Annotated in this window: 17 protein-coding genes; 8 read left to right on the top strand and 9 right to left on the bottom strand. The window is 73.4% G+C overall.

Translation table 11 applies throughout. The features are described 5' to 3' along the window. The first annotated feature begins 247 nt into the window (after window positions 1–247). The 4 genes from ABEA87_RS06895 (at window position 248) to ABEA87_RS06910 (ending at window position 6,310) form a co-directional block, all read left to right on the top strand. Window positions 248–2,530 (top strand): HAD-IB family hydrolase, encoded by a 2,283-nt coding sequence (locus ABEA87_RS06895; RefSeq protein WP_345627122.1) that lies wholly within the window; start codon window positions 248–250, stop codon window positions 2,528–2,530. Next, complete coding sequence (locus ABEA87_RS06900) at window positions 2,527–3,717, top strand: zinc-dependent alcohol dehydrogenase (protein WP_345627124.1); 1,191 nt, start codon at window positions 2,527–2,529, stop codon at window positions 3,715–3,717. Before ABEA87_RS06895 ends, ABEA87_RS06900 begins: the two co-directional genes overlap by 4 nt. Window positions 3,718–3,808: 91 nt before the next feature. Beyond that, window positions 3,809–5,386: an NPN-dependent hydroxyacid isomerase, LarAH14/15/16 family gene (gene larAH, locus ABEA87_RS06905; protein ID WP_345627125.1), complete on the top strand. Its 1,578-nt coding sequence runs from the start codon at window positions 3,809–3,811 to the stop codon at window positions 5,384–5,386. Window positions 5,387–5,395: 9 nt separating this feature from the next. Further along, a complete protein-coding gene (locus ABEA87_RS06910; RefSeq protein WP_345627127.1) occupies window positions 5,396–6,310 on the top strand; it encodes a lysophospholipid acyltransferase family protein in 915 nt (304 codons plus the stop codon). Between the two features lie 241 nt (window positions 6,311–6,551). Here ABEA87_RS06910 and larE read toward each other — a convergent pair whose 3' ends face one another. Next, window positions 6,552–7,409, bottom strand: coding sequence for an ATP-dependent sacrificial sulfur transferase LarE (gene larE / locus ABEA87_RS06915; protein ID WP_345627128.1), 858 nt, complete (start codon window positions 7,407–7,409; stop codon window positions 6,552–6,554). Between larE and larC the strand changes: the two genes are divergently transcribed. Further along, on the top strand, window positions 7,408–8,688 hold the full coding sequence (gene larC, locus ABEA87_RS06920; protein ID WP_345627129.1) for a nickel pincer cofactor biosynthesis protein LarC: 1,281 nt from the start codon (window positions 7,408–7,410) through the stop codon (window positions 8,686–8,688). The two genes, larE and larC, sit on opposite strands and share 2 nt — an antisense overlap. A 100-nt stretch (window positions 8,689–8,788) precedes the next feature. On the opposite strand, the gene ABEA87_RS06925 is transcribed toward larC, so the two are convergent. The 3 genes from ABEA87_RS06925 to ABEA87_RS06935 form a co-directional block, all read right to left on the bottom strand. Continuing rightward, window positions 8,789–9,553 (bottom strand): alpha/beta fold hydrolase, encoded by a 765-nt coding sequence (locus tag ABEA87_RS06925; protein ID WP_345627130.1) that lies wholly within the window; start codon window positions 9,551–9,553, stop codon window positions 8,789–8,791. A 104-nt stretch (window positions 9,554–9,657) separates the two neighbouring features. Further along, window positions 9,658–10,572 (bottom strand): hypothetical protein, encoded by a 915-nt coding sequence (locus ABEA87_RS06930; protein ID WP_345627131.1) that lies wholly within the window; start codon window positions 10,570–10,572, stop codon window positions 9,658–9,660. Window positions 10,573–10,630: 58 nt separating this feature from the next. Further along, window positions 10,631–11,569 (bottom strand): sulfotransferase family protein, encoded by a 939-nt coding sequence (locus ABEA87_RS06935; RefSeq protein ID WP_345627132.1) that lies wholly within the window; start codon window positions 11,567–11,569, stop codon window positions 10,631–10,633. A gap of 116 nt (window positions 11,570–11,685) precedes the next feature. Here ABEA87_RS06935 and ABEA87_RS06940 point away from each other — a divergent pair, with 116 nt between their 5' ends. After that, window positions 11,686–12,099, top strand: coding sequence for a TIGR03668 family PPOX class F420-dependent oxidoreductase (locus ABEA87_RS06940; protein ID WP_345627133.1), 414 nt, complete (start codon window positions 11,686–11,688; stop codon window positions 12,097–12,099). A gap of 37 nt (window positions 12,100–12,136) precedes the next feature. Here the strand turns inward: ABEA87_RS06940 and murJ are convergent, their stop codons facing one another. Together murJ and ABEA87_RS06950 are read right to left on the bottom strand one after the other, a co-directional pair. Further along, complete coding sequence (gene murJ / locus ABEA87_RS06945; RefSeq protein WP_345627135.1) at window positions 12,137–13,933, bottom strand: murein biosynthesis integral membrane protein MurJ; 1,797 nt, start codon at window positions 13,931–13,933, stop codon at window positions 12,137–12,139. A gap of 128 nt (window positions 13,934–14,061) precedes the next feature. Next, a complete protein-coding gene (locus tag ABEA87_RS06950; protein WP_345627137.1) occupies window positions 14,062–15,336 on the bottom strand; it encodes a mannosyltransferase family protein in 1,275 nt (424 codons plus the stop codon). 546 nt (window positions 15,337–15,882) lie between these two features. Between ABEA87_RS06950 and ABEA87_RS06955 the strand changes: the two genes are divergently transcribed. Then, a complete protein-coding gene (locus ABEA87_RS06955; RefSeq protein WP_345627139.1) occupies window positions 15,883–16,545 on the top strand; it encodes a TetR/AcrR family transcriptional regulator in 663 nt (220 codons plus the stop codon). A 48-nt stretch (window positions 16,546–16,593) separates the two neighbouring features. Here ABEA87_RS06955 and ABEA87_RS06960 read toward each other — a convergent pair whose 3' ends face one another. After that, a complete protein-coding gene (locus ABEA87_RS06960; RefSeq protein WP_345627141.1) occupies window positions 16,594–17,454 on the bottom strand; it encodes an SDR family oxidoreductase in 861 nt (286 codons plus the stop codon). 303 nt (window positions 17,455–17,757) lie between these two features. Here ABEA87_RS06960 and ABEA87_RS06965 point away from each other — a divergent pair, with 303 nt between their 5' ends. Continuing rightward, window positions 17,758–18,237, top strand: coding sequence for a histone-like nucleoid-structuring protein Lsr2 (locus tag ABEA87_RS06965; RefSeq protein ID WP_345627143.1), 480 nt, complete (start codon window positions 17,758–17,760; stop codon window positions 18,235–18,237). Between the two features lie 229 nt (window positions 18,238–18,466). On the opposite strand, the gene ABEA87_RS06970 is transcribed toward ABEA87_RS06965, so the two are convergent. Together ABEA87_RS06970 and ABEA87_RS06975 are read right to left on the bottom strand one after the other, a co-directional pair. Next, the gene (locus ABEA87_RS06970; RefSeq protein WP_345627144.1) at window positions 18,467–19,405 is read right to left on the bottom strand and encodes a threonine/serine dehydratase; all 939 of its coding nucleotides are present in this window, start codon (window positions 19,403–19,405) and stop codon (window positions 18,467–18,469) included. A 279-nt stretch (window positions 19,406–19,684) separates the two neighbouring features. Next, window positions 19,685–23,011, bottom strand: a complete 3,327-nt coding sequence (locus ABEA87_RS06975) for a glucodextranase DOMON-like domain-containing protein (RefSeq protein WP_345627146.1) — start codon at window positions 23,009–23,011, stop codon at window positions 19,685–19,687. Window positions 23,012–23,185 lie beyond the last annotated feature (174 nt).

Raw genomic sequence — 23,185 nt, forward strand, 5'->3', positions numbered from 1 at the left:
GGCCGGCGTGCCGCGCGACCCCGCCGCGGCGGGTCTCCGCTGGCCGCGCGCGTGGCGCCGGTCGGCGGCCCGTGCTCACCACATCCGGCGGCGCGCGGGCCGGCCGGGGCGGGGTGTCGTGGCGCACATCACCAACGCCCGCCCGATGCCGACCACCCTCGCCGGTAACAGGCGGTGTGGGCTACGGTGCTCGCACTGACTGCGGTGGTTTGGGGCCGGAGGCGCGGTAGCGCCGGGCGGGATGGGGGTGACGGTGACGCCAGGTGGGCAACAGGGCCCCCTCGGCGGTGGCCATGTGCTGCTGACCGGGGCGACCGGCTTCCTGGGACAGGCGGTGCTGGAACGGTTGCTGCGCGACCGGCCGGATACCCGGGTCAGCCTGCTGATCCGTGGCCGGGGCAGCTCGTCGGGCGCGGACCGACTGGCCGGGCTGCTGCGCAAGCCGGTCTTCACCGAGCTGCGCAAGGCGATCGGCGCGGAGGCGCTCGCCGCCGCGGTCGCCGAGCGGGTCAGCGTGGTGGACGCCCGGCTGGGCAGCACCGACGTCGTGCTCCCGGGCGACCTCAGCGTGGTCATCCACTGCGCGTCAACGGTCTCCTTCGACGAGCCGATCGACGGGGCGTTCAACACCAACGTGCGCGGCGTGGTGGACCTCTACGACGCGGTGCGGGCCTCGGGCTCCAACCCGCACGTGGTGCACGTGTCCACGGCGTACGTGGCCGGGGCGCGCAAGGGCACCGTGCCGGAGACGGCGCTGGATCACGACGCGGACTGGCGCACCGAGCTGGCCTCGGCGTCACGCTCGCGTGAGCAGGTAGAGCAGGACTCGCGGCGCCCGCCGGCCCTGCGCCGGGCGTTGGCCGAGGCGCGGGACGAGCACGGCAAGTCGGGCCCGCAGTCGGTGGCCCGGGCGGCCGAGGAGGCCCGGGTCGACTGGGTCAGCAAGCAGCTGGTGGAGTACGGCCGGCTGCGCGCCCAGAGCCTGGGCTGGCCGGACGTGTACACGCTGACCAAGGCGCTGGGCGAGCGGGTGGCCGAGGAGAAGCTGACCGGCGTCATGCCGCTGTCGGTGGTCCGGCCGGCGATCGTGGAGAGCGCGCTGCGCCACCCGTACCCGGGCTGGATCGACGGCTGGAAGATGGCCGACCCGCTGATCATCGCGTACGGGCGGGGCATCCTGCCGGAGTTCCCCGGCCTGCCCGACGGCGTGCTGGACGTGATCCCGGTGGACATCGTGGTCAACGCCATCCTGGCCGCGGCCGACGCGCCGCCGCCGGCCGACGAACCGGCCTATTACCATGTGGGCTCCGGCGCCCGTAACCCGCTGACGTTCCGTGCCATGCACGAGAACATCCGGGAGTACTTCACCGACCACCCCATGCCGGACGGTGGCCGGGGCCAGATCAAGGTGCCGGTCTGGGACTTCCCGGGCGCGAAGCGGGTCGACCGGATGATGCGCACCGGCGAGCGGGCGCTGTCGGTGGCTCAGCGGGCCCTGATGGCCGCGCCGCCCAACTCCCGTACCCGCCGCTGGCAGGACGATCTGAAGCGGGAGCAGGACCGGCTGGACTTCCTGCGCAAGTACTCGGAGCTGTACGGGGTCTACACCGAGGCCGAGGTGATCTACACCGACAACCGGCTGCTGTCGCTGCACCGGTCGCTGCCGGCCGAGCGGCAGGACGAGTTCGGTTTCGACCCGGCAGTGATCGACTGGTCGCACTACATCCAGCAGGTGCACTGCCCGGCGATCACCGCGACGGTGCGCCGGGCCACCTCCGGGCGCAGTTCGGGGGCGCGGGCCCTGCCGCCCGTGGCCGAGTCGCACGACGGCGAGGTGGCGGCCGTGTTCGACCTGGAGGGCACGATCGTGGCCTCCAACGTGATCGAGACCTACCTGTGGGCCCGGCTGTCCGACCTGAACCGCGGCGACTGGGCCGCCGAGCTGATCGACCTGGCCCGCCGGATGCCCCGGTACCTGTCGGCCGAGCGCCGCGACCGTGCCGAGTTCCTGCGCCGGTTCGTTCGCCGGTACGCCGGCGCGAACGAGGCGGCGCTGGCCCGGCTGGTCAACGAGCGCGTCGGCGACGCGCTGCTGCGCCGGGCCAGGCCCGACGCGATCCGGCGGATCCGCAAGCATCGCGCGGCGGGGCACCGCACCATCCTGATCACCGGCACGGTCGACGTGCTCGTCCAGCCGCTGGCGGTGCTCTTCGACGAGGTGGTGGCCAGCAGGCTGCACACCCGCGACGGCGTCTACTCCGGCTTCCTGGAGTCTCCGCCCCTGGTCGGTGAGGCGCGCGCGGCGTGGCTGCGCCGGTACGCCGGCACGGCCGGGGTGGACCTGTCCCGCTCGTATGCATACGGCGACAGCTACTCCGACCGTCCGCTGCTGGAGGCCGTCGGGCACCCGGTCGCGGTCAACCCCGATCCGCAGCTCTACCGGCACGCGCGGTCGCGACAGTGGCCGGTGGCCCAGTGGACCGCGTACACCCTGCCGGCCGGCGACGCCCTGGTGGAGACCCTGGCATGATCATCACGTTGGAGTACTACCGCTCGATGACCCGGTACGTCGCCGGGCGCGGGGTGACCTCGACCCGGGTGGGTGGCCGGGCGGCGGGTGTGTTCGCCGCGAACCTGTCCCCGCTGCGGCTGATCAACCGGCCCGACCCGGACCGGCCGGGGCACGGCTGGACCCGGGTGCGCCCGCTGCTGTCCGGCATCTGCGGCTCAGACCTGGGCCTGCTCACCGGGCGCAACTCGCCGTACCTGTCGGCGCTGGTGTCGATGCCGTTCACGCCCGGCCACGAGGTGGTCGGCGAGACCCTGGACGAGCTGGACGGCCTGCCCAAGGGCAGCCGGGTGGTGATGGACCCGGTGCTGGGCTGCGAGCCGCGGGGCGTGCGGGCCTGCCCGTCGTGCGCGATCGACGAGCACAGCCGCTGCGACCACATCACCGCGGGCATCGTCTCGCCCGGCATGCAGACCGGTTACTGCGCGGGTACCGGCGGTGGCTGGAGCCGGATGCTGGTGGCGCACGGCAGTCAGCTGCACCGGGTGCCGGACTCGCTCGACAACGAGCAGGCGGTCCTGGTCGAGCCGCTGGCCTGCGCGATCCACTCGGTACGTCGGGTGCCGATCCCGCGGGGCGCCAGCGTGGTGGTGGTCGGTGCCGGCACGGTCGGCCTGCTCACCGTGCTGGCCCTGCGCGAGTGCACCGAGGCCGGACCGATCTACGTCATCGCCAAGCACGGACACCAGCGCGAGCGTGCCCGCGAGTTGGGCGCCACCGAGGTGCTGTCGGCCAACCGCGCGGCCCGCGCGCTGCGCCGCGCGACCGGCGGCTTTCTGGCCCACCCGGAGCGCGGCGAGGAGTTCCTGCTCGGCGGCGTGGACATGGCGTTCGAGTGCACCGGCGGTTCCGGCCTGGACACCGCGCTGCGGCTGACCCGTGCCGGCGGTACGGTGCTGCTATCCGGCATGCCCAACGGATCGGTCGACCTGACGCCGGTATGGTTCCGCGAGCTGAATCTGGTCGGCGCGTACGCCTCGGGGGGCAGGGACTTCCCGCACGCGCTGGAGCTGGCGGCGCAGGCGCCGTTGAAGGGGTACGTCGACGCGGTCTACCCGCTGTCGCGCTGGCGCGACGCGATCGGCCACGCCGCGGCCGCCGGCCGGCTGGGCACCGTCAAGGTCGTTTTTGACCCGACCCGGGATTGAGGGAGAGGAAATCGATGAGCGAGCGCCAGCGAGCGAATCATAGGCCGCGGGCTGCGCGTCAGCGGTACCTCGGGCTGGGACGGGTGACGGCATGAGCCGCCCCGGTTTCGTCCTGGAGGTCGACGAGCGCACCCCCGCGCTGCTGATGCACCAGGGGGAGGGCTTCCGGCTGGAGAAGCTGCCGCTGGGCAGCCGGGTGGTGTACCCGCCCGAGTCGCTGCCCGGCCTGCGCGACGTGGACGCCCGCATCCGTGAGGCGCTGCTGAACCCGCTGGGTAGCGAGCCGTTGCCGGACCTGCTGCACGCCGGGATGCGGCTGACCATCGTCTTCGACGACCTGTCCATCCCGCTGCCGCAGATGCGCACGCCCGACGTCCGCCAGCGGATCATCGAGCAGGTGCTGGAGATGGCCGCCGCGGCGGGCGTCGACGACGTGGAGCTGATCGCCGGCAACGCGCTGCACCGCCGGATGACCCCGGCGGAGCTCAAGCGCACCGTCGGCGAGCGGGTGTTCCGCTCGTTCTTCCCGCACCACCTGCGCAACCACGACGCCGAGGACCGGGCCAACCTGGTCGAGGTGGGCCACACCAAGCACGGCGAGGTCGTGGAGATCAACAAGCGGGCGGCGACCAGCGACCTGATCGTGTACGTCAACGTCACGCTGACCGCGATGAGCGGCGGCCCGAAGTCGGTGTCGGTCGGACTGGCCTCCTACCGCAGCCTCAAGCACCACCACAACGTGCACACGCTGCGGCACTCGCGCTCGTTCAACGACCCGCCGAACTCGGCCATGCACCACTCGTACCACCGGATGGCGGGCGTGCTGGACGAGCACGTCAAGATCTTCCAGATCGAGACGTCGCTCAACAACGACACGTTCCCCACCCAGCTCGGCTTCCTCAACAAGCGTGAGTGGGAGTGGACGCTCAAGGACCAGGCCGCGTACCTGGCCGTCAAGCGGGCCAACGACCTGACCCCGGCCAAGCAGCGCCGGCAGATCTGGCACCGCACCGCGGCGCCGTACGGGATCACCTCGGTGACCGCGGGCGACCCGGGCGCGGTGCACGAGGTGACCCTCCAGCACGTGCTGCGCCAGCAGCTCACCGAGGTCAACGGGCCGTCCGACATCGGGATCTGGGGCCTGCCGTACATCTGCCCGTACAACGTCAACTCGATCATGAACCCGATCCTGATGATGAGCCTGGGCCTGGGCTACTTCTTCAACCTGTACCGGGGCCAGCCCCTGGTCCGGCCCGGCGGCGTGGCGATCTACTACCACCCGGTCAGCAACGAGTTCCACCCCGTGCACCACCCCAGCTACATCGACTTCTACGAAGAGGTGCTGGCCGAGACCACCGACCCGGTGGCCATCGAGGCCAAGTACGAGGAGCAGTTCGCCACCGACCCCTGGTACACCCACCTGTACCGCAACAGCTACGCGTACCACGGCGTGCACCCGCTGTACATGTGGTACTGGGGGGCACACGCCCTGGAGCACCTGGGGCAGGTCATCGTGGTCGGCGGCGACCGGCGCACCTGTGAGCGGATGGGCTTCCGGGCGGCAACCACGCTGAACGACGCGCTGGAGATGGCCCGGGAGAAGGTGGGCGGCAGCCCCACCATCACCTACCAGCACACCCCGCCGCTCGTCATGGCCGACGTCAGGTAAGGGACGGGAATGGGACTGTTCCGCGAAGCCCGGGTGCTCACCGCCGGCCGAGACTGGCGGGGGCGCTCGCGCACCCCGCGCTCGGCGGCCGACCACCAGCCGCCGGACGAGCCGCGCGAGTTTCCCACCGGCTGGGCCCGCACCCCGGCCGCCCGGGTGGCCCGCCGCGGCCTGCAGCGCGGGGTGCTGACCCCGCTGACCTGGAGCCAGACCCGGCCGGAGGTCACCGGCCGGGAGGGCCTGGACGCGACCAAGGGGCCGGTGGTGCTGATCGCCAACCACGCCAGCCACCTGGACACTCCGCTGATCCTGGGCTCGCTGCCCGAGCACATCGCGAAGCGCACGGCGGTCGGCGCGGCGGCCGACTACTTCTTCGACGCCCGCTGGCGGGCGGCGGCGACCGCGCTGGTGTTCAACGCGTTCCCGGTCGAGCGGTACCGGTCGCGCCGGCTGCGTAGCCTGGCGCCGCAGTTGCTGGCCCGGGGCTGGAGCCTGCTGCTGTTCCCCGAGGGCACCCGCAGCGAGGACGGCTGGATGGCCCCGCTGCGGATGGGCGCCGCGCAGCTGTGCGTCACCCAGGGCGTCGCGGCGGTACCGGTGGTGCTGCGCGGCACGTACGCGGCCATGCCGCGCGGTCGCAACTGGCCGCTGCCCGGCCGGCCGCGGGTCGTGGTGCGCTACGGTGCGCCGGTCAAGCCGGAGCAGGGCGAGAGTGCCCGGCTGTTCAACCAGCGGCTCGGCCAGACCGTGTCCCGGCTGTGGGCCGAGGAGGAGATGGGCTGGTACCAGTCGCTGCGCGCCCAGGCCGCCGGTGAACTGAGCATGCCGACCGGCCCGCAGGCGGCGGAGTGGCGCCGGATGTGGGAGTCGACCCGCCCGGTCACCCGCCCCGGACCGCCGCCCGCCTGGCGCGACGGCGCCTGATGCCACCCGCGCACCACCCGGGTACGCGTACCCGGGTGGTCATCCACTTCCGTTCGGCTACGCCGGTCCGTCCGTGTCACGGGCCGGCGTAGCCGGCCAACGCGCGGCGGCCCGACCCGGCCCGGCGGCCGGTGGCTTCCCGTGCCCGGCGGCGACGACCGCCGGGCACTCACCCGTCGCACCCGCTGGCTCGGGCCCCTCTTGGCCAGGCGCCTCTCGTTGCGGTCCGGCTCCCGCCGGCTCAGCCCTCGCGCCAGCGGGCCGGGTCGGGCAGCAGCTCGTTCATGGAGCCGGAGCGGAAGGCGGCCACGCTCAACGGGACGCCCGCGAAGCCGGCCTCGTTGATCGCCTCGGCCAGCGCCGGGTCGGCGCGCACCGGCCCCACCAGCTCGGCGTCCAGCTCCACCCGTACCGCGTCGCCCAGGTCCCGTACCCGCAGGTCGCGCACCGGGTGGCGGTGGGTCAGCAGCCCGCGTACCGCCGCCTCGGCGCGCTCGACCCGGGCCAGCCTGGCGGGGCTGATCGTCACGCCGAAGGCGATCCGGCTGGACAGGCAGGCGGCTGCCGGCTTGTCCCAGGTGGGCAGGTCCCACAGCCGGGCGATGCCGCGCACCGCCTCCTTGTCCAGGCCGGCGTCGGCCAGTGGGGTCCGCGCCCCGCGCTCGGCCGCCGCCCGGATGCCCGGCCGGAACCCGGCCGCCAGGTCGGAGGCGTTGGTGCCGGTCACCACGGTGTCGAAGCCGTGCGTGGCGGCGTGCTCCCGAGCGGCGTCCAGCAGCGTGCTCTTGCAGAAGTAGCAGCGGCGCGGCCCGTTCTCCCGGTAGCCGGGGTTGCTCATCTCCTGGGTGGCCACGGAGTGCTGGGCGACGCCGAGCTGGGCGCAGAATTCGGCCGCGGCGTCGCGCTCGGTGCCGGGCAGCGCGTCGGAGACCGAGGTGAGCGCGGCGACATCGTCGGTGCCGAGGGCGCGGACCGCCGCGGCCAGCACCACACTGGAGTCCACGCCGCCGGAGAAGGCGACCAGGGTCCGGCCGTAGCCGGCGAATTCGGCGAGCAGCCGATCGGCGAGGGGACCCACATCACGGCTGGGGGAGTGCATGGCGCAACGGTACCGGAGATCATCGGGCGACGCTGCGGCGGAGGACACCCCTCCCGCCTCGGCGCCGGACGGCCAAGCGCCGCCGCCGGCCCCGGTGCTGTGGGTGGACGCGGGCAACGGCGCGGCCGGCGACATGCTGCTCGCGGCCCTGCTGGACGCCGGGGCGGATCTTGACGGGGTACGCGCCGGCCTGTCCACGCTGCCGGTCGAGCCGATCGAGCTGGAACTGGAGCCGGTACGCCGGCACGGGCTGCGCGCCAGCGCCCTGACCGTACGGGTGGCCGACGCCCCGGCGCAGCGCCACCTGGCCGACCTCGAGGCGATCGTCGGCGGCGCGCCGCTGCCCGAGCCGGTGCGGGACTTCGCCCTGGCCACCTTCCGCCGGCTGGCCGACGCCGAGGGCCGGGTGCACGGCATCGACCCCGAGCAGGTGCACTTCCACGAGGTCGGCGCGCTGGACGCGATCGCGGACGTGGTCGGCTGCGCCCTGGCCCTGCACCAGCTGCACCTGCTGGACGCCCCGGTACGGGTCGTGTCGCCGATCGCGCTGGGCTCCGGTACCGTGCGCGCCGCCCACGGCGTCATCCCGGTGCCGGGGCCGGCCGTGCTGGAGCTGCTCACCGGTGCCGGGGCGCCGATCCGGGCGCACCAGGCGGAGTTCGAGCTGTGTACGCCGACCGGGGCCGCGCTGCTGGCCACCCTGGCCACGAGCTGGGGCGCCGTGCCGGACTGCGTACCCCGGGCGGTCGGCGTCGGGGCGGGGCGGGCCGATCCAGCCGGCCACGCCAACGTGCTGCGGGTACTGGTCGGCCAGCCGCGTACGGCGCCGGTGGACTGGCTGGAGGGCACGCTGTACCAGCTGGAGACCACCGTGGACGATCTGGACCCGCGGATCTGGCCGGACCTGCTCGACCAGTTGCGCGGTGCCGGGGCGGCGGACGCGTGGTGCGCGCCGGTCCTGATGCGCAAGGGGCGCCCGGGCCAGGTGCTGACCGTGCTGGCCGAGGCGGACCGGGTCGACCTGCTGTGCCGGATGATCTTCGAACAGACCACGACGCTGGGCGTCCGGGTCGGCCAGGTGCGCCGGCGCTCGCTGCGCCGCGACCAGATCGAGGTGCCGGTGGGCGGGGGCGTGGTGCACGTCAAGCGGGGGTTCCTGGGCGACCGGCTGGTGACCAGCCAGCCCGAGTACGACGACCTGCTGGCGCAGGCCCGGCGTGCCGGGGTGCCGGTGGCCAGCCTGCTCGCCGAGCTGGACCGGGCGCTGGGCGACGGCTGACGCCGGCCCGCCGGGACCGCGAGACCGGGGCTCCGAGACAGCAGCGGGCCGCTCTCCGGGCGGGCCGGGCTGCTCTCCGGGCGGGCCGGCCGTGAGCGCGTCAGGCCAGGAAGTCGCGGATCAGCGCGCCGGTCCAGGCCGGGCGTTCGAGGTGGATCTCGTGCCCGCAGTCCAGCTCGACCATGCTGAGCCGGGGGCCGAGCGCGTCCTGGCCGACGGCCACGTACTCCGGGCTGACGGCGCCGTCCCGGGCCGCCACGACCAGCAGCGTCGGGGTGCCCGGCGGCGGGGTGGGCGCGGGTTGGAGCAGCTCGTACCGGGTGGCCGCGACCGCCTCGGGCAGGTACCGCCAGCGCCACCGGCCGTCGCGCCCCCGCTCCAGGTGGTCCTCGACCTCGGCGGGGACCAGGTGGGCGACGGTCCGCGGCCAGTGAGCCGCACGTGCCCCGGCCGCGGCGCGCGGGTCGTCGAAGACCGGGGTCTGGGTGGGGTACTCGATCTTCGCGCGGATCGCCTCGTCCGGTACCCCGGTCTCCGGGGCCAGCAGCACGAGCCGGCTGACCCGGTGCGGCACCCGGCGGGCCAGGTGGACCGCGACGGTGGCGCCCAGCGAGTGGCCGATCACGGCGAGCCGGTCCACCCCGAGCCCGTCCAGCAGCGCCACGATGTCGGCGACGTGCCGCGCCAGCGTCCATGGCGGGTCGGTCGGCGAGCCGCCGTGGGCGCGCAGGTCGGGCGCGTGTACCCGCAGGTGCGGCAGCTGCTCGGTGGCCAGCTGCCGGAACCGGCGCCCGTGGCCGGCGAGCCCGTGCAGGGCCAGGACCGGCCGCCCGTCCGGCGGGCCGAAGCTGTGAAGACGTAGCACCCGGTCATGATCGCCGCTGGCGGGGGTGCGGGCCAGCGCGGCTCGCCCGCCGTTCGGTCAGTCTCGATCGGTCGCCGCCGCCCTGGCGGTCGGTTCCAGGAGTGTCAGTCCAGGACCTCGGTGCGCAGCTCGTGCGCGCCGTCGGCGCGGGTCGCCTCGTAGTAGATCCGGTACCGGCCGTCGGGCAGGGTCAGCACGCTGAGGTAGCGCAGCCCGTTCGGGGGGTGCGGAGAGCCCAGCGGCGGCGCGTCGTCGGCCCGGAGCGCTCCGAACAGCCCGTCGGGCAGGCGCCCGCCCCGGGCGGTACCGGTGCGCTCCTCCCAGTTCTCCGCGGCGCTGGCGCGGCCGTCGTAGCTGGCCAGCAGCCCGTCGTCGTGGGCCAGCACCGAGGTCAGCCGCACCCCGCGGGCGTCCCACTGCCCGGCCTGGCCCTGCAGCACCGTGCCCTGCCAGGCCCAGTCCACCCCGTTCGGGCTGATCGCGTAGCGGGTGGTCATCCGGTCGGCGTTCTCGTCCGACTCCAGCGGATGCACGGAGGCCCACAGGTGCCAGCGGCCGGAGTCGTGCAGCAGCACCGGGTCCTTGACGCCGATCGTGTCGTCACCGGGCAGCACGGTCTTGGCGGGCGCGTCGGGCAGGTTCTCCGGCGCGTCGGCCTCGAGCAGGTCCACCCGCCAGTGCTTGGTGCCCGGGGTGGCGGCGCTGATGTACAGCCGCCACCGCCCGTCCGGGGTCACGGTCAGCGCCGGGCGCTCGAGCGACTCGGCCCCGAACCGGTACTTCTCGATCAACCCGAGCTGCTCGAAGTGCACCCCGTCGTCCGAGCGGGCCAGCACGTTGCCGTACCCGCGCCCCTGCCCGATGCGCAGGCGCAGCCGGTAGGCGAGGTACACCACGCCGTCGACCAGCACCGCGCTGGGCGCGCCGGCCCACGCTCCGGGCCCCGCCTCCGGGGGCGGGACCACGACGGTGGACCCTTCCCATCGGGGAGTGGGCATGGAGTGCGCGAGGCCGGACACCGAGGACTCCTTCGGCACGGACGGGGACATGGCGGGCCCGATCCGCTGCGAGGGGCCCTCAGTCGGGTACTAACGTATTGTGACCTGCGGAAAGCCAGTCCGAATACGAGTTGCCCGTCACGCGCTCCAGCAACGCGATGTCATCGACAAAATAGGGCAAAATCGCGGCGCGCTGGGCCCGCGTCAGCTTGGGTCGGCGGTCCTTCCTGCGGTGCAGCAGGCGCAGCAGGGGCTCGCGGAAAGTGCGCCGCAGCGGCACGGGGAAGTGGTACCCGATCCGACCGCCGAGGCGCAGTGTGGCGCGCAGGGCGTCGTTGACCGCCGTCTGGGCCGGGTACGGGATCACGTTCTCATCCGGCACCCGATCGATCACGCCGGTGGTGACCCCGAGGAACGAACACACCTGATCGAGCGTGTCGGTCGGTCGGTCCCGAAGATCCCGGTAACGCAGCACCAGCACCTGTTCGCGCGGGAACAGGCTGTACAGGTGGGTCAGCTGCTCGCCGTAGCGGCCCTGCCCGACGTAGTGCCAGAAGTGCGCCCAGCCGGCCGCCCGGCGGTACGGCTCGGCCCGACAGGCGGCCACGAAGTCCGACTCCGGCTCCAGCCCGGCCGCCCAGAGGTGGGCCCAGTTGGAGTGTGCCCGGTCGACCGGGTCGCGCAGCATGGCGACGAGCCGGGCGTGCGGGATCAGCTGGCGGATGCGCTCCTGCGCCCGCAGGTCGTACAGGTAGAACGGGGTGGCCTCGCCCCGCGTGACGCCCGGCGGCGCCGCGGCGAACAGTGCCTCGTACGCGTCCCGGCGCCAGATGTGCTCGCCGTAGGTCTGCCGGTCGCCGGGGCCGCCCCGCTGCCGGGGTGGCGGCCCGTCGGACAGGAAGAACTTGGGTTCCTTGACACCCGGCAGGAACAGCTGCGGGTGCCGGACCAGGGCGGCGTACAGCGCGGTCGTGCCCGCCTTGGGTACGCCGATGACCAGGAAGTCGGGTAGCGCCACGGGAAGACCTCCTTGTCCGGCACTCGGGAGGTCAAACGCGACGGTCGACCGAGGGTTACCGGGTGCTGAACAATCCGACCCATGGATACCCAGAGTTAGGGTGGATCATGGCATCGGTGACGGAAGCGGAGGCGCGCTCCCGGTTGGCCGCCGCCCGGGTGGCCACGCTCGGTTCGATCTCCGGCGACGGGGCCCCGCACCTGGTGCCGGTGACCTTCGCGCTGGACGGCCCGACCGTCTGGACCGGGCTGGACGCGAAGCCCAAGCGCACCGGCGAGCTGCGCCGGCACGTCAACATCCGGCGCCGGCCCGAGGTCAGCCTGCTGGCCCAGGAGTGGGACGAGGACTGGTCGCGCCTCTGGTGGGTGCGGGTCGACGGGTCGGCCGTGGTCACCGACGAGCCCGAACAGGTCGCGCGGGCGGTGGCGCTGCTGCGCGAGAAGTACCGCCAGTACGCCGAGGTCGAGATCGGCGGGCCGGTGATCCGGCTGACGATCTCGACCTGGCGCGGCTGGCGGTACGCGGGCTGAGCCGCCGCGGGCGGCCCAACCCTTCAGTGGCTCAGGGTCAGCGGCCCAGCCTGGACCGCACCATGCCCCACACCTCGTTGATCTCCCGGACCCGCAGCGCCAGCGCGGCCGCGATGTAGACCACGATCAGCACCAGCCCGCCGGCCAGCAGGCCGACGAGGCTGCCGACCTTGCCCAGCCCCAGGTAGTGCTCCAAGATCAGGGCTACCAGCAGGGTCGGTAGGGCGGCGATCACTCCGGCGACGACCAGCTTGCCCAGCGTCGCCCCGTCCTCGCGCAGCCTCAGCGACCCGACGCGACGGCGCAGCAGCCAGTACCCGGCGACGGCGCAGAGCACGAAGGAGATCGCGTTGCCGACCATCAGGCCGGCGTCGACCCACACCACCGGCAGCGTGACCAGCAGGATCAGGTCGACCGCGATCCGCACGCCGGCCACCGGGAAGTTGAGCAGCGCCGGTGTCTTGGTGTCCGGCATCGCGTAGAACGCGAACAGCTGCAGCTGGCTGATGGCGAACGGCACCAGGCACAGCCCGGCCCCCGCGATCACCCAGCCGGTCTGGATCGCCGGCTTTCCCGAGTAATCGTGCCAGCCGAACAGGGTCACGGCGAGCTGCCGGCCGAGCACGATGAGGGCGACGCTGATCGGGATCAGGATCACCGAGGAGAGCCGGGTGCCCAGCGAGAGGTTCCGGACCAGATCGCTCCAGCGGCGCTCGGCGGCGGCGACGGACATCCGGGGCAGCAGCGCCACCGTGATCGAGACCGCCACGATGCCGTTGGCCATCATGAAGATGAGGTACGCGTTGTTGAAGATCGCCGGTCCGGGGGCGAACTGGCCGTCGACCTTCTGCGAGCCGGCGCGGTTGGAGATCCACAGCACGATCACCAGCGCGACCTGACTGGCCACCACGTAGACCAGCATCCAGCTGCTGATCCGGCCGAGCTCGCGCAGGTGCAGCTTGCCCCAGTCCCACCGCAGCTTCCACCGGAAGCCGACCTTGCGCAGCGCGGGCAGCAGCCCGATCGTCTGCACCAGCATGCCCAGCGTGGTGCCGATGCCGAGCACGAGGATCTGCGCGGTGCTGATGTTGCCCGGTGTCGGCGGGTGACCCTTCGTGGGCAGCAGGATGAACAGCACGCCGGTGGCGATAACGACGATGTTGTTGAGGATCGGCGCGAACATGGGCGCGGCGAAGTGGTCGCGGGTGTTGAGCACCGCCGCCATCATCGCGGCCGCCCCGAAGAAGAAGATTCTCGGCAGCAGCAGGTAGCTGAAGACCGTGGTCAGGTGCAGGGCCGCCGGCGTGGTCTTGTCATTGGAGAACATCAGGCTGATCAGCGGGGCGGCGGCCACGGCGAGCACGGTCGCGATGCCCAGGAAGACGATGGACAGGGTGAGCAGCCGTTGGGCGTAGGCCTCACCGCGGTCGGTGTCGCGGCGCCGGGCGCGAACCAGCAGCGGCACGAACGAGCTGTCCAGGACGCCGCCGAGCAGCAGTTCGTAGATCTGGTTGGGAACGGTGTTGGCCAGGTTGTACGAGTTGGAGACGGCGAACGCGCCGAGCGCGGCCGCGAACACCGCGGTGCGCACCAGACCGGTGAGCCGGCTGAGGATGCTGCCGGCCGCCATGATCGCGCTGTTGCGGGCGACCGACCGGCCGCCCTCGTCGGGCTCCGGACCCCGGTCCGGCACCGTTTGCTGGCCCATCCCGCCGGGGGGCGCCGAGCCGTCGGGCTGGTACACGGGCAGGACGACGGTGGCGTCTGCGGGCACGACCGGCAGCAGTACGGTCGCGTCGGGGTCGTACCGGGGGGTTCCGGCGGGCCAACTCATGCCCTGACCCTATCGACTTGCGCTGGTACGGATCAGTCCGGACCGGGCACCACGCGGCTCGGGGAATCCGGACAGCCGGGAGCGATCCAGTCGGTACCCTCCGTTGACAATGGGAGGGAAGACGGCCGCTAGGCGACGAACTGGTTCTGGACGAAGGTCAAGATCATCACGCCCTGCACCGGCAGCGCCGCCATCAGGTAGAGGCGGTCGAAGGTCTGGTTGCGGCCCATCCGTGCCAGCACCATGAACACCGGTACGCACTCGAGCGCGAAGCGCCACAGGGAGCTGAGCGGGTAGTCGGTGCGCAACGGGCTGAGCAGCGGCAGGGCGATGTCCATCGCGGCGAACAGCACCAGGTAGGACTGCTCGCGCCCCAGCCGCCACCGGCCGTCCAGGGCGAGGTAGAGCAGCGCGAGCACGGCCAGCGCCGTGCCGAGATTGATGATGTTGCGGATCTCGGTGGGGGAGAGCAGCACCGGGGCATGGACGATCATCCGGGTGACGTCGATCAGGGTCGTCCACGGCGCGCTGAACCCGCTGCGCGACCAGACGCCCTGCGCCGCCTGGAAGTACAGCGGGTCGCCGAACGTGCGGGCGCAGTACCAGGCGTAGGCGACCAGTCCGGCCGGGGCCAGCCCGGCCCAGAGCAGGTCGGGCCGGATCCGGCGCGGCGAGAAGCCGCGCTGGCGCAGGTACTCGTAGACGAACACCACGGCCAGCAGGGCGCCGGCCAGCCGGGTACCGCTGGCCAGCCCGGCCAGCACCGCGGCCAGCCACCAGACCCGGCGGCGCATGCAGTACAGGGAGCCGACGGCCAGGGCGAGGAACAGCGACTCGTTGTACGCGGCGATGAGGAAGAAGCCGGTGGGGAAGGCGAGCAGGTAGAAGATCGTGCGACGGGCCACCTCGGCGCCGAGGATCTCGTCGGTCAGCCGGTGGATCACGACCAGCGCGGCGTAACAGGTCAGCACTGCCACCACCAGGGCGGCCACGAACGCGTCGCCCGGCACCAGCCGGTCGGCGCCCCTGACCAGCAGCGGGTACAGCGGGAAGAACGCCGCGCCACGCGGGTCGTATCGGTACCCGGACTGCGCGATGATGACGTACCAGGTGGTGTCCCACCGGTGCCAGTTGTCCAGCACCTCGCCGAGCGTCCGGGGCGCGTCCCGGAGCTGTTCGAACGGCAGCCAGGCCACCGCGGTGACCAGGACGCAGGCGAGCAGCCCGCCGAGCCAGGTCCACAGCCCGAACAACAGCGAGCCGCGCCAGCCCCCGGAGCCCCGGGCGTCGCGGTCGGCGGTCCCGGCCGGTGGGTCCGGGACCCGGGAGTCCAGAGTCGGCGGGTCCGGTGCGGCGGTGTGGTCCCCGGCCGCTACCGCGTCGCCGGCTATGGCCTCGGGCACGCCGTCAATATAGGGGTACCGGCCGCCGCTCGCCACGTGCCGCCGGTGCCCGCTCGGCGGCCGGTGTCGAGGCCCAGGTCAGACGCCGACGGGCTCGGGTGCGCGGTGCCTGCCCCGGTGCTCAGGCGCCTTGACCGGCTCCACCGACAGGTGCGGCATCCGGCGACGGGCCGGGAGACCGAGGCGTCGGTGACCGAGCCGGAGTTCACGTGCCACCCGATGATGTCCGAATCGCCGGACTGGCCGGGAAAGGCCGATTGGAGCAGGTTGAGCGCGTGCGTGGAATCGGCACCGGGAAGGGAGAAATCATTCCGAGTAGCCGGTGCCGGCGCCCCGCCCGCCGGCGCCGAGACCGATCAGGGCGGCTACCCAGATCACGAGCACCAGGTACTTGTGGCGGAAACACCACCGAGCGATCCCGGCCATCCCTCACTCTCAGTTAATTGAACGGCCGGTACCGACCTCGCGAAAAAGTAGCGTAGCGTTCCGAACAGATGAGAGGAAACCGTGCGAATCGCCTTTCGCGAAGCTGGGAGATCCGTATCTATGGCACGGACGTCAGGGAGCGTTGCGGACCAGACGCGGCAGCGGATCATCGAGGTCGCGCGTGACCTGTTCGTCGAGCGCGGTTACCAGGGCACTTCGGTGCGGGACATCTCCGAGCGCCTGGGCATGACCAAGGGGTCGATGTACTACCACTTCGCGTCGAAGGATGAGCTGTTCGGCGCCCTGGTCACCCCGCTGGCCGAGGAGCTCGGCGCGTTCATCGCCGAGGCCGGCGCGACCGGGCGGGTGGGCCCGGGGCTGCTCGGCCGGCTGGTGGACCTGTTCGACCGGCAGTCCGGGATGCTGGGGCAACTGCTCGGCCGGCCGCCGGGGACCCCCGAATCGGGGCGCGAGCACCTGCTGCGGATCCGGATTCCGGCGTTGGCGCTGGCCCTGGCCGGGCGGGACGGGCCGGCGGCCATGCTGCGCGGCCGGTGCGCGCTGGGCGTCATCGAGGCCGGGGTGCGTTCGGCGCGCCGGAATCCGGGCCCCTCCGCCTCGGGCCCGGCCTGCCCCGGTGGCCGCGGACCGGCCGGCCGCGCACCGGTCGGCTCCGGGCCCGATGCCGCGGCCGGCGCCCCGGTTCGCGGCCGGCTCAGCGAGGCGGACAGGCGGTACATCGTCGACGCGGCGCTGGCCGTGCTGTCGACACCGGCGGGCTGAGCCCCCGCCGCCACCGGGTGGCGGCAGGCCGACCCGGGTGGGCGGGACTCAGCGCTTCAGCCCGGCGGACACCGCGTCGGCGAGGCTGGTGGTCGGCCGGCCGGCCAGCCGAGTCAGGTCGCCGCTGTCGGTGTCCAGCTCTCCCTTGGACAGCCCCACGTCCGCGTCGGCCATGGCCGTGGCGTAGCTATCCGGCATGCCGCTGTTGATGAGGGCCTTGGCGTAGTCGTCGGGCGGCATGTCGCGGTACACGACCTCGGTGCCCGTCTGCCGGGAGATCTCGTCGGCCAGCTCGGTGAGCGTGAACGGCTCGTCGCCGCCCAGCTCGTACACCGCGTCGCCGGTACCGCTGCCGGCCAGCACCGACGCCGTGGCGGCGGCGTAGTCGGCCCGCCCGGCCGCGGCGACCCGGCCGTCGCCGGCCGCACCGATGATCACCCCGCTGTCCAGGATCTGGCCCATCCGCGAGGTGTAGTTCTCCACGTACCAGCTGTTGCGCAGGAACGCGAACGGTATCCGGCTTTCGCGGATCATGTCCTCGGTGGCCCGGTGTTCGGCGGCGAGTGGAACGTCGCTGCTGTCCGCGTGCAGGATGCTCGTATAGGCGATCTGCCGGATGTCGTGCGACAGCGCGGCGTCGATCACGTTGCGGTGCTGTTCGCGGCGGTGCCCCGCCTCGCTGGAGGAGATCAGCAGCAGCCGGTCGGCGCCGAGGAAGGCGCGGCACAGCGTGTCCTGCTGGTCGTAGTCCGCCTGCCGCACCTGCAGCCCACGATCGGCGAGATCGGTCGCCTTCTGCGGATCCCCAACCGCCGCGATGATGTCCGAGGCGGGTACGCCCCGACCGAGCAGCTCGTCGATGACGAGCCGGCCGAGTGGCCCAGCGGCCCCGGTGATAGCGATGATCACTTGCTCCCCCTGGCTCCTGGTTCCGGTTGCCGGGGTCTTACCCGAACCTGGGCCAACTATTTCGATGCCGCCGGCCCGAGCGGCGGGGAGCCGGCGGATCGGGCGGGAGGGCCGGACCCGTCCGAAACGGGATGATGTGCCCAAACGCCCCGCGCGACCGCCCGCCGCAACCGCGCCGCCGCCCGCCGCCCCGGGACCGGCGCCGCTCGTTTCCCCCGCCGGTTCCCGCCGATCACGCATTCGGAAATGAATTCGCCGCCGGTCGCCGATCAATCGGCCAGAAAGCGCCGCCAATGTCGCCGAGTGGTTGACGATCCGCTCGACTCGCCGTTACCGCGCGTATTAAAACCGCCGTATTCGCCGATGAGGCGTTCGGATCGTGCACGCTTATGCCATCATTGGACGCAGCAGTCCCCGAGCGACCCGGAGGCGAATGTGGCCCGAAAAGTTCAAGTTCACCTGCTGGACGACATCGATGGCGCGCAGGCCGACGAAACCCTGAAGTTCGCGCTGGACGGCACCAACTACGAAATTGACCTCTCGACGCGGCATGCCGATAAGCTGCGCAAGTCTTTGGAGAAGTACGTGCAGTCCGCCCGGCGGGTGGGCCGCGGCCAGGTAGGTGCGGCCGGTCGGCTGAAGGCCACCGCGCCGGCCCGGTCGGATCGCGTGCAGAACCAGGCTATCCGCGATTGGGCCAGGCGCAAGGGAATGGACTTGAGCGAGCGGGGTCGCATTCCGCGGGCCGTCGTCGAGCAGTACGAGGTCGAGGCCGGCCGCTAGCCGCCGATCAACCGGACCGGTCCGCGACGCCCCCGGGGGTCGGCGTCGCCATTCGGATCGGCCCTCCGAATCACCGAGGCTATTGCGCGGACCCGGGCCCAGCTATCCGCGTACGGCCGGAGTTCCCCGCCTGAGGTGTGTGCTTGGGATAGCGGGCGTTACCCGCCGGTCAGGCGTGCCCGGATCCGGACCGGGCGCTACCGAATGGGCCGGCCGGGGCCCGTGCCGATCAATGCGCGAGATCGGTCGGATCGGTGTTCGCGCCGCACAGCAGGATCCCGACCCGCTCGCCGGGCTCGGGGCGGTACGCGCCGGTGACGGCCGCCGCGACGGCGGCGGCAGCGGCGTGCTCGACGACCAGCCGGAACCGCTCCCACATCAGCCGGCGGGCCTCGACAATGTCCCCGTCGGCGACCAGAACGCTGCGTACCTCGGTGTCGACCGCGACCCGGTAGGCGATCTCGCCGACGCGGCGGGCGCCCAGCGAGTCGGCGGCCACCCCGGACACGTCGACATCGACCGGGTGCCCGGCGCGCAGCGCCGCGTGCAGGGTGGGGATGGTCTCCGGCTCCACGCCGACCACCCGGGCCCGGCCGGCCAGCGCCGCCGCGACGCCGGCCAGCAGGCCGCCGCCGCCCACCGCGAGGATCACCGTGTCCAGCCCGTCGATCTGGTCGAGCATCTCCAGCGCCACGGTGCCCTGGCCGGCGCAGATCTCCGGCTGGTCGTACGCGTGGCAGAACAGCGCACCGGTCTGCGCCGCCCGCGCGAGGGCCGCCTCGTTGGCCTCGGCGTACTCGTCGCCGACCTGGCGTACCTCGGCGCCCAGCGCCTTCAGCTTGGTGACCTTGTGGGCGGGCGCGGTGAGCGGCACGTACACCTCGGCGGGCACGCCCAGGGTCCCGGCCGCGTACGCCACCGCGAGGCCGGCGTTGCCGCCGGACGCCGTCACCACGCCGGCGCCCAGGCCACCGGTTTCGGCGGCGGCCAGCACCCGGTTGAACGCGCCGCGGGCCTTGAACGAGCCGGTGTGCTGCAGGTGTTCCAGCTTGAGCCAGGCCGGGCCGGCCAGGCCGAGGTCCGCGCCCCCGACGGGGGCGACCGGGGTGCGCCGCACCCGCCCGTCGATGCGCCGCGTGGCGGCCTCGACGTCCGCAAGCCCGATCATTCCCAGCCTCCCCGCATCCGTCCGCCGGCCCACCACCGGGCCGGGAACGAACCTACCCCGCCGGCCCGCCGGCACCCCCGCCGGTGGCCGCCCCGGCCCGCCCCGCCCGCGCCGCGAGGGCGGCACCCCGGGCGGGCCGGCCTGGCGACACCGCGGGGCCCGGGCCCCGCCGGATCGGCGGCACCCGGGCCTTGTCAGACGCGGGCCGGCAAACCCCGGGCCCCGCGGCGGAGACCCCGCGGAGGAGTCCCGGCGGTGCGGGCCCGGCGGCGGTCTGGCTCAGGGCACCGTCACCCCGTGCAGGGTCGGCGGCCCGACGGTCGGGTCCAGCTCGCCGGCCTGGTCCACGCCCGGCGGCGTGAGCGTGTCCATCACCTTGGGCGCCGTGCCCGGGTCGATGCCGCAGACCGGTGAGGTGCCGCCCGCCGCGCACAGCCCGAACTGATACGGCTGCGGGGTGGCCGCGAAGCCTCGCGCCTGGTCGGCGCTGAACCCGTCCTGCCCGTGCAGCGCGACCGTGAACACCCAACCGCTGGTGGGGTGACCCAGGGCGGCGGACGGCACGGCGATCAGGATCGAGCCGGTGGCCTGGTTGGCGGTGACCGAGACGGTACCGAGGCCGTGCCCGGCCGTGTCGACGAAGGCCGGGTCGGCGAAGCCCTGCACCTCGATCCGGCTGGACCAGGCCGAGTCGGCGGCCACCCCGTAGCCGCGCGACGGGTACGGCGCGGCGGTGGAGGAGGCCGTGGCGCCCGGGTCGCGCACGTACACGTCGAGCAACTGGGCGCCCAGCGGCGAGCCGAAGGTCGGGGTCAGGTCGCGCAGTTGGGCGCGCAGGTAGATGGTCGCCCCGGCGTCGATGACCTGGAACTGTCGGAGGTCGAAGGCCCCGTCATGGAAGTCGGCGGCGGTCGGGTACGTGTAGCTGCCCGGCCCGTGATCGTCGCCGGCCGGGTCGTCGGCGGACAGCACCGCGGTGCCGGGCAGCGCGCTGGACACCACGCCGACGCGGGCGTACCCGGTCGCCCCGCCCAGCGACGCCGCCGCGGTCAGCACGTTGGTGCCGAAGCCGACCGGTACCGTCGCGGAGAAGTCGCCGTGCCGGTCGGCGGTGGCCGACGCGACGGTGGTGGCGGCGCCGATGTCGGTCGGCGTGGCGGCCACCGACACCCGCGCGCCCGCCGCGGTGCGGCCGGTGACGCGCACCGTGCCGGCGCCGGTGGTCGAGCCGTCGGCGGGGCCGGTGACGGTCAGCGGCAGGGCCGCCGGGGCCTGGTGCGTCACGTACCGGTCGCGCACCACGGCCGGCTGCTCCACCGGCCGGTCCCCGCCTTTCGCCCGGTCTGGCTCGGCGCGCCCCACGCCGTGCGACGACCCGGACCCGTCGCCGGACAGTGACAGGATCAGCCGCAGCTCCTGGGCCTGCGCCCAGGTCAGCGGGGAGGCCGAGCCGGCGGCGTGCCCGGTGGTGAACCCGATCGACGCGGTCGCCGGGTCGGTGCCGTACGGCGACGCCGGCAGGTTCGGGTCCTCCCAGACCTGCTCGGGCACCAGGCCCACCCCGGACGAGCCGTCGATCATCCGGTTCAGCTGGGCCCGGGCCCCGGCCCGGTCGCCGGACTGCAGCTGCTGCTCGCCGCGCTCCCCGGACAGCACCGGCCACGGGTGCCCGGAGCCGGCGTTGCCGGTCGGCCAGGGCTGGCCGTCGACCGGGCAGCCGGTCGGGTCGGGCGTGTAGCAGTCGCCGTACCCGTCCTCGCTGCCGGCGGTCGAGGTGCCGTACCGGTACTCGCCCTGCGGGCGGCCGATGACCTGATCGACGATGGGTAGCGAGCGCCGCACGTCGGGGTCGTCGGCGGGCAGGATGCCCAGCCGGGTCAGCTCCAGGAAGCCGGCGTCGACCACCGCGCGCTGGTCGGCGGTGACGCTGCCGTTGCCGAGGTTGTACTCGACGGCGGCGTCGGGGTCGCCGGTCTTGGACAGCCGGATGAAGTAACGGCCGTCGCCGTACGGGCCGGTGCTGGTGACCGTCCAATCCTTCACCGAGCGCTGGAACGCGTCGGCGGTGGACCGGTACACCCGGGCGGCGTCCGGGTCGTGCTGGACGTCGGCGATGGCGCCGGCCGCGACCAGTCCGGCGATCTCGGCGGCGATGGTCGAGGGGGAGTAGCCGCTCTGTTCCTCCCAGCGCTCGCTGCCGAACGAGGGCCCGTGCGCGACCACGAAGTCGGCGGCCCGGCGGATGCCCGGCCAGAGCGAGGCGTCACCGGCCAGCCCCGCCTGCCAGGCCATCAGGATCGGGTACGACGACTCGTCGAGCTGGTCGCCGCCGGTGTCCGGCGCGGTCTCGCCGTTGAGCAGGGAGTTGCGCGGGAACCGGCCGTCGGCCAGCTGCTGGCTGCCGAACAGGAAGCGCACCGTGTCCCGGGCGGTGGCCAGGTCGCCGTCGGCGAGCAGGCCGGTGAACGCCTCGTACAGGTCGCGGGAGAACACCTCCCGGTAGGAGCCGAAGTAGACCGGGGAGCCATTGGGGGTGTCACCGGCGCTGACCGCCTGGCCCCAGGGGCTGGCCAGGGAGGCGACCACCGCACCCGGGAAGGTCTTGTCCTCGCTGGCCTTGAGCACGTTCGCCGACAGCCAGTACGCGTCGGCCCAGCCGGCCGGCCGGCGCAGCTTGGCGTCGTACCCGCGCCAGCCGTCCCGGTACTTGGCGTAGGTGGCGTCGAACGGCCGGCGCAGCGCCGCGCCCGCGGTGGCGACGGCGCCGCCCGCGTCCCGGCCGAAGCCCAACGCCAGCGTGGCGGCGCCGGAGCGCAGGTCCAGCCGTGCGGTGGACACCACGTTGCCGTCGCTGGCGGCCGGGTCGTCGGCGGTCAGCCGGCCGGCGGCGTCCAGCTGGGCCAGCCCGTCGCTGCCGGTGCCGACGAACCCGGTCGTGCCGGCGAGGAACGGCCGGTCGGCCCGCAGTGCGAGGGCGTTCGGCACCGCGTAGTCCCGGTTGGTCGCGTTGGTGACGGTGTTCGGGTCGGTGGCCACCAGCGCGGTGGTGGCCGGGTCGATGCTCGCGTCGTCGGCACCGCCGTTGGTCGCGCCCCCGCCCCCGTTGCCGTTGACGCTCGGGTCCAGCCGGACGTAGAGCTTGAGCGGGCCGGCGCCGCGCGCGGGCAGCAGCCGTACCCGGACCACCACGGCGTCCCGGTCGGGGTCGGTGACGTAGTCGGTGACCAGCCGGTACCTGCCGTTGTGGGCGGTGCTGGTGACCTCGCACGCCATCCCGGTGGAGTCCAGCGAGCGGACCGTGTAGCTGGTGTCGCGCGACTGCAGGTCGGTGAACCCGGTGCCGGTGACCACGAACTGCATGCTCTCGACGTTGGTGTTGTCGATGGTCGGGCTGTACACGTCGGACAGCACGCCGCCGGCCACTGTGTACCAGACCTTGGAGGAGCGCCCGGCCGACGTGCCCAGGCAGTCCTTGCGGGCCAGGTCGAAGTGGGACAGGGTGCCCGGCCCGGCGGGTGCCGCGGCGGACGCCGGCGCGATCGCGATCGCGGGGCCGGCAACGACGACGCCGGCAAGGACGATGCCGGCCAACGGGGCGCGTCTCATGGCGGCATTCGAGCACGTTGTTCGATGCCTGGCAATATCACGGAGGGGGTCGGTCTCACTCCGGCGAGGTGATGACCGCTCACCCCGCCCCGCCGCACGATCGATGAGCGGTGCCGTGACCTGCCGCGTCGTGACCCGGCCCGCCGTGATCCACCCGCCGTGACCCGACCCTCC

Source organism: Rugosimonospora acidiphila, from assembly GCF_039543385.1.
Classification (GTDB): domain Bacteria; phylum Actinomycetota; class Actinomycetes; order Mycobacteriales; family Micromonosporaceae; genus Rugosimonospora; species Rugosimonospora acidiphila.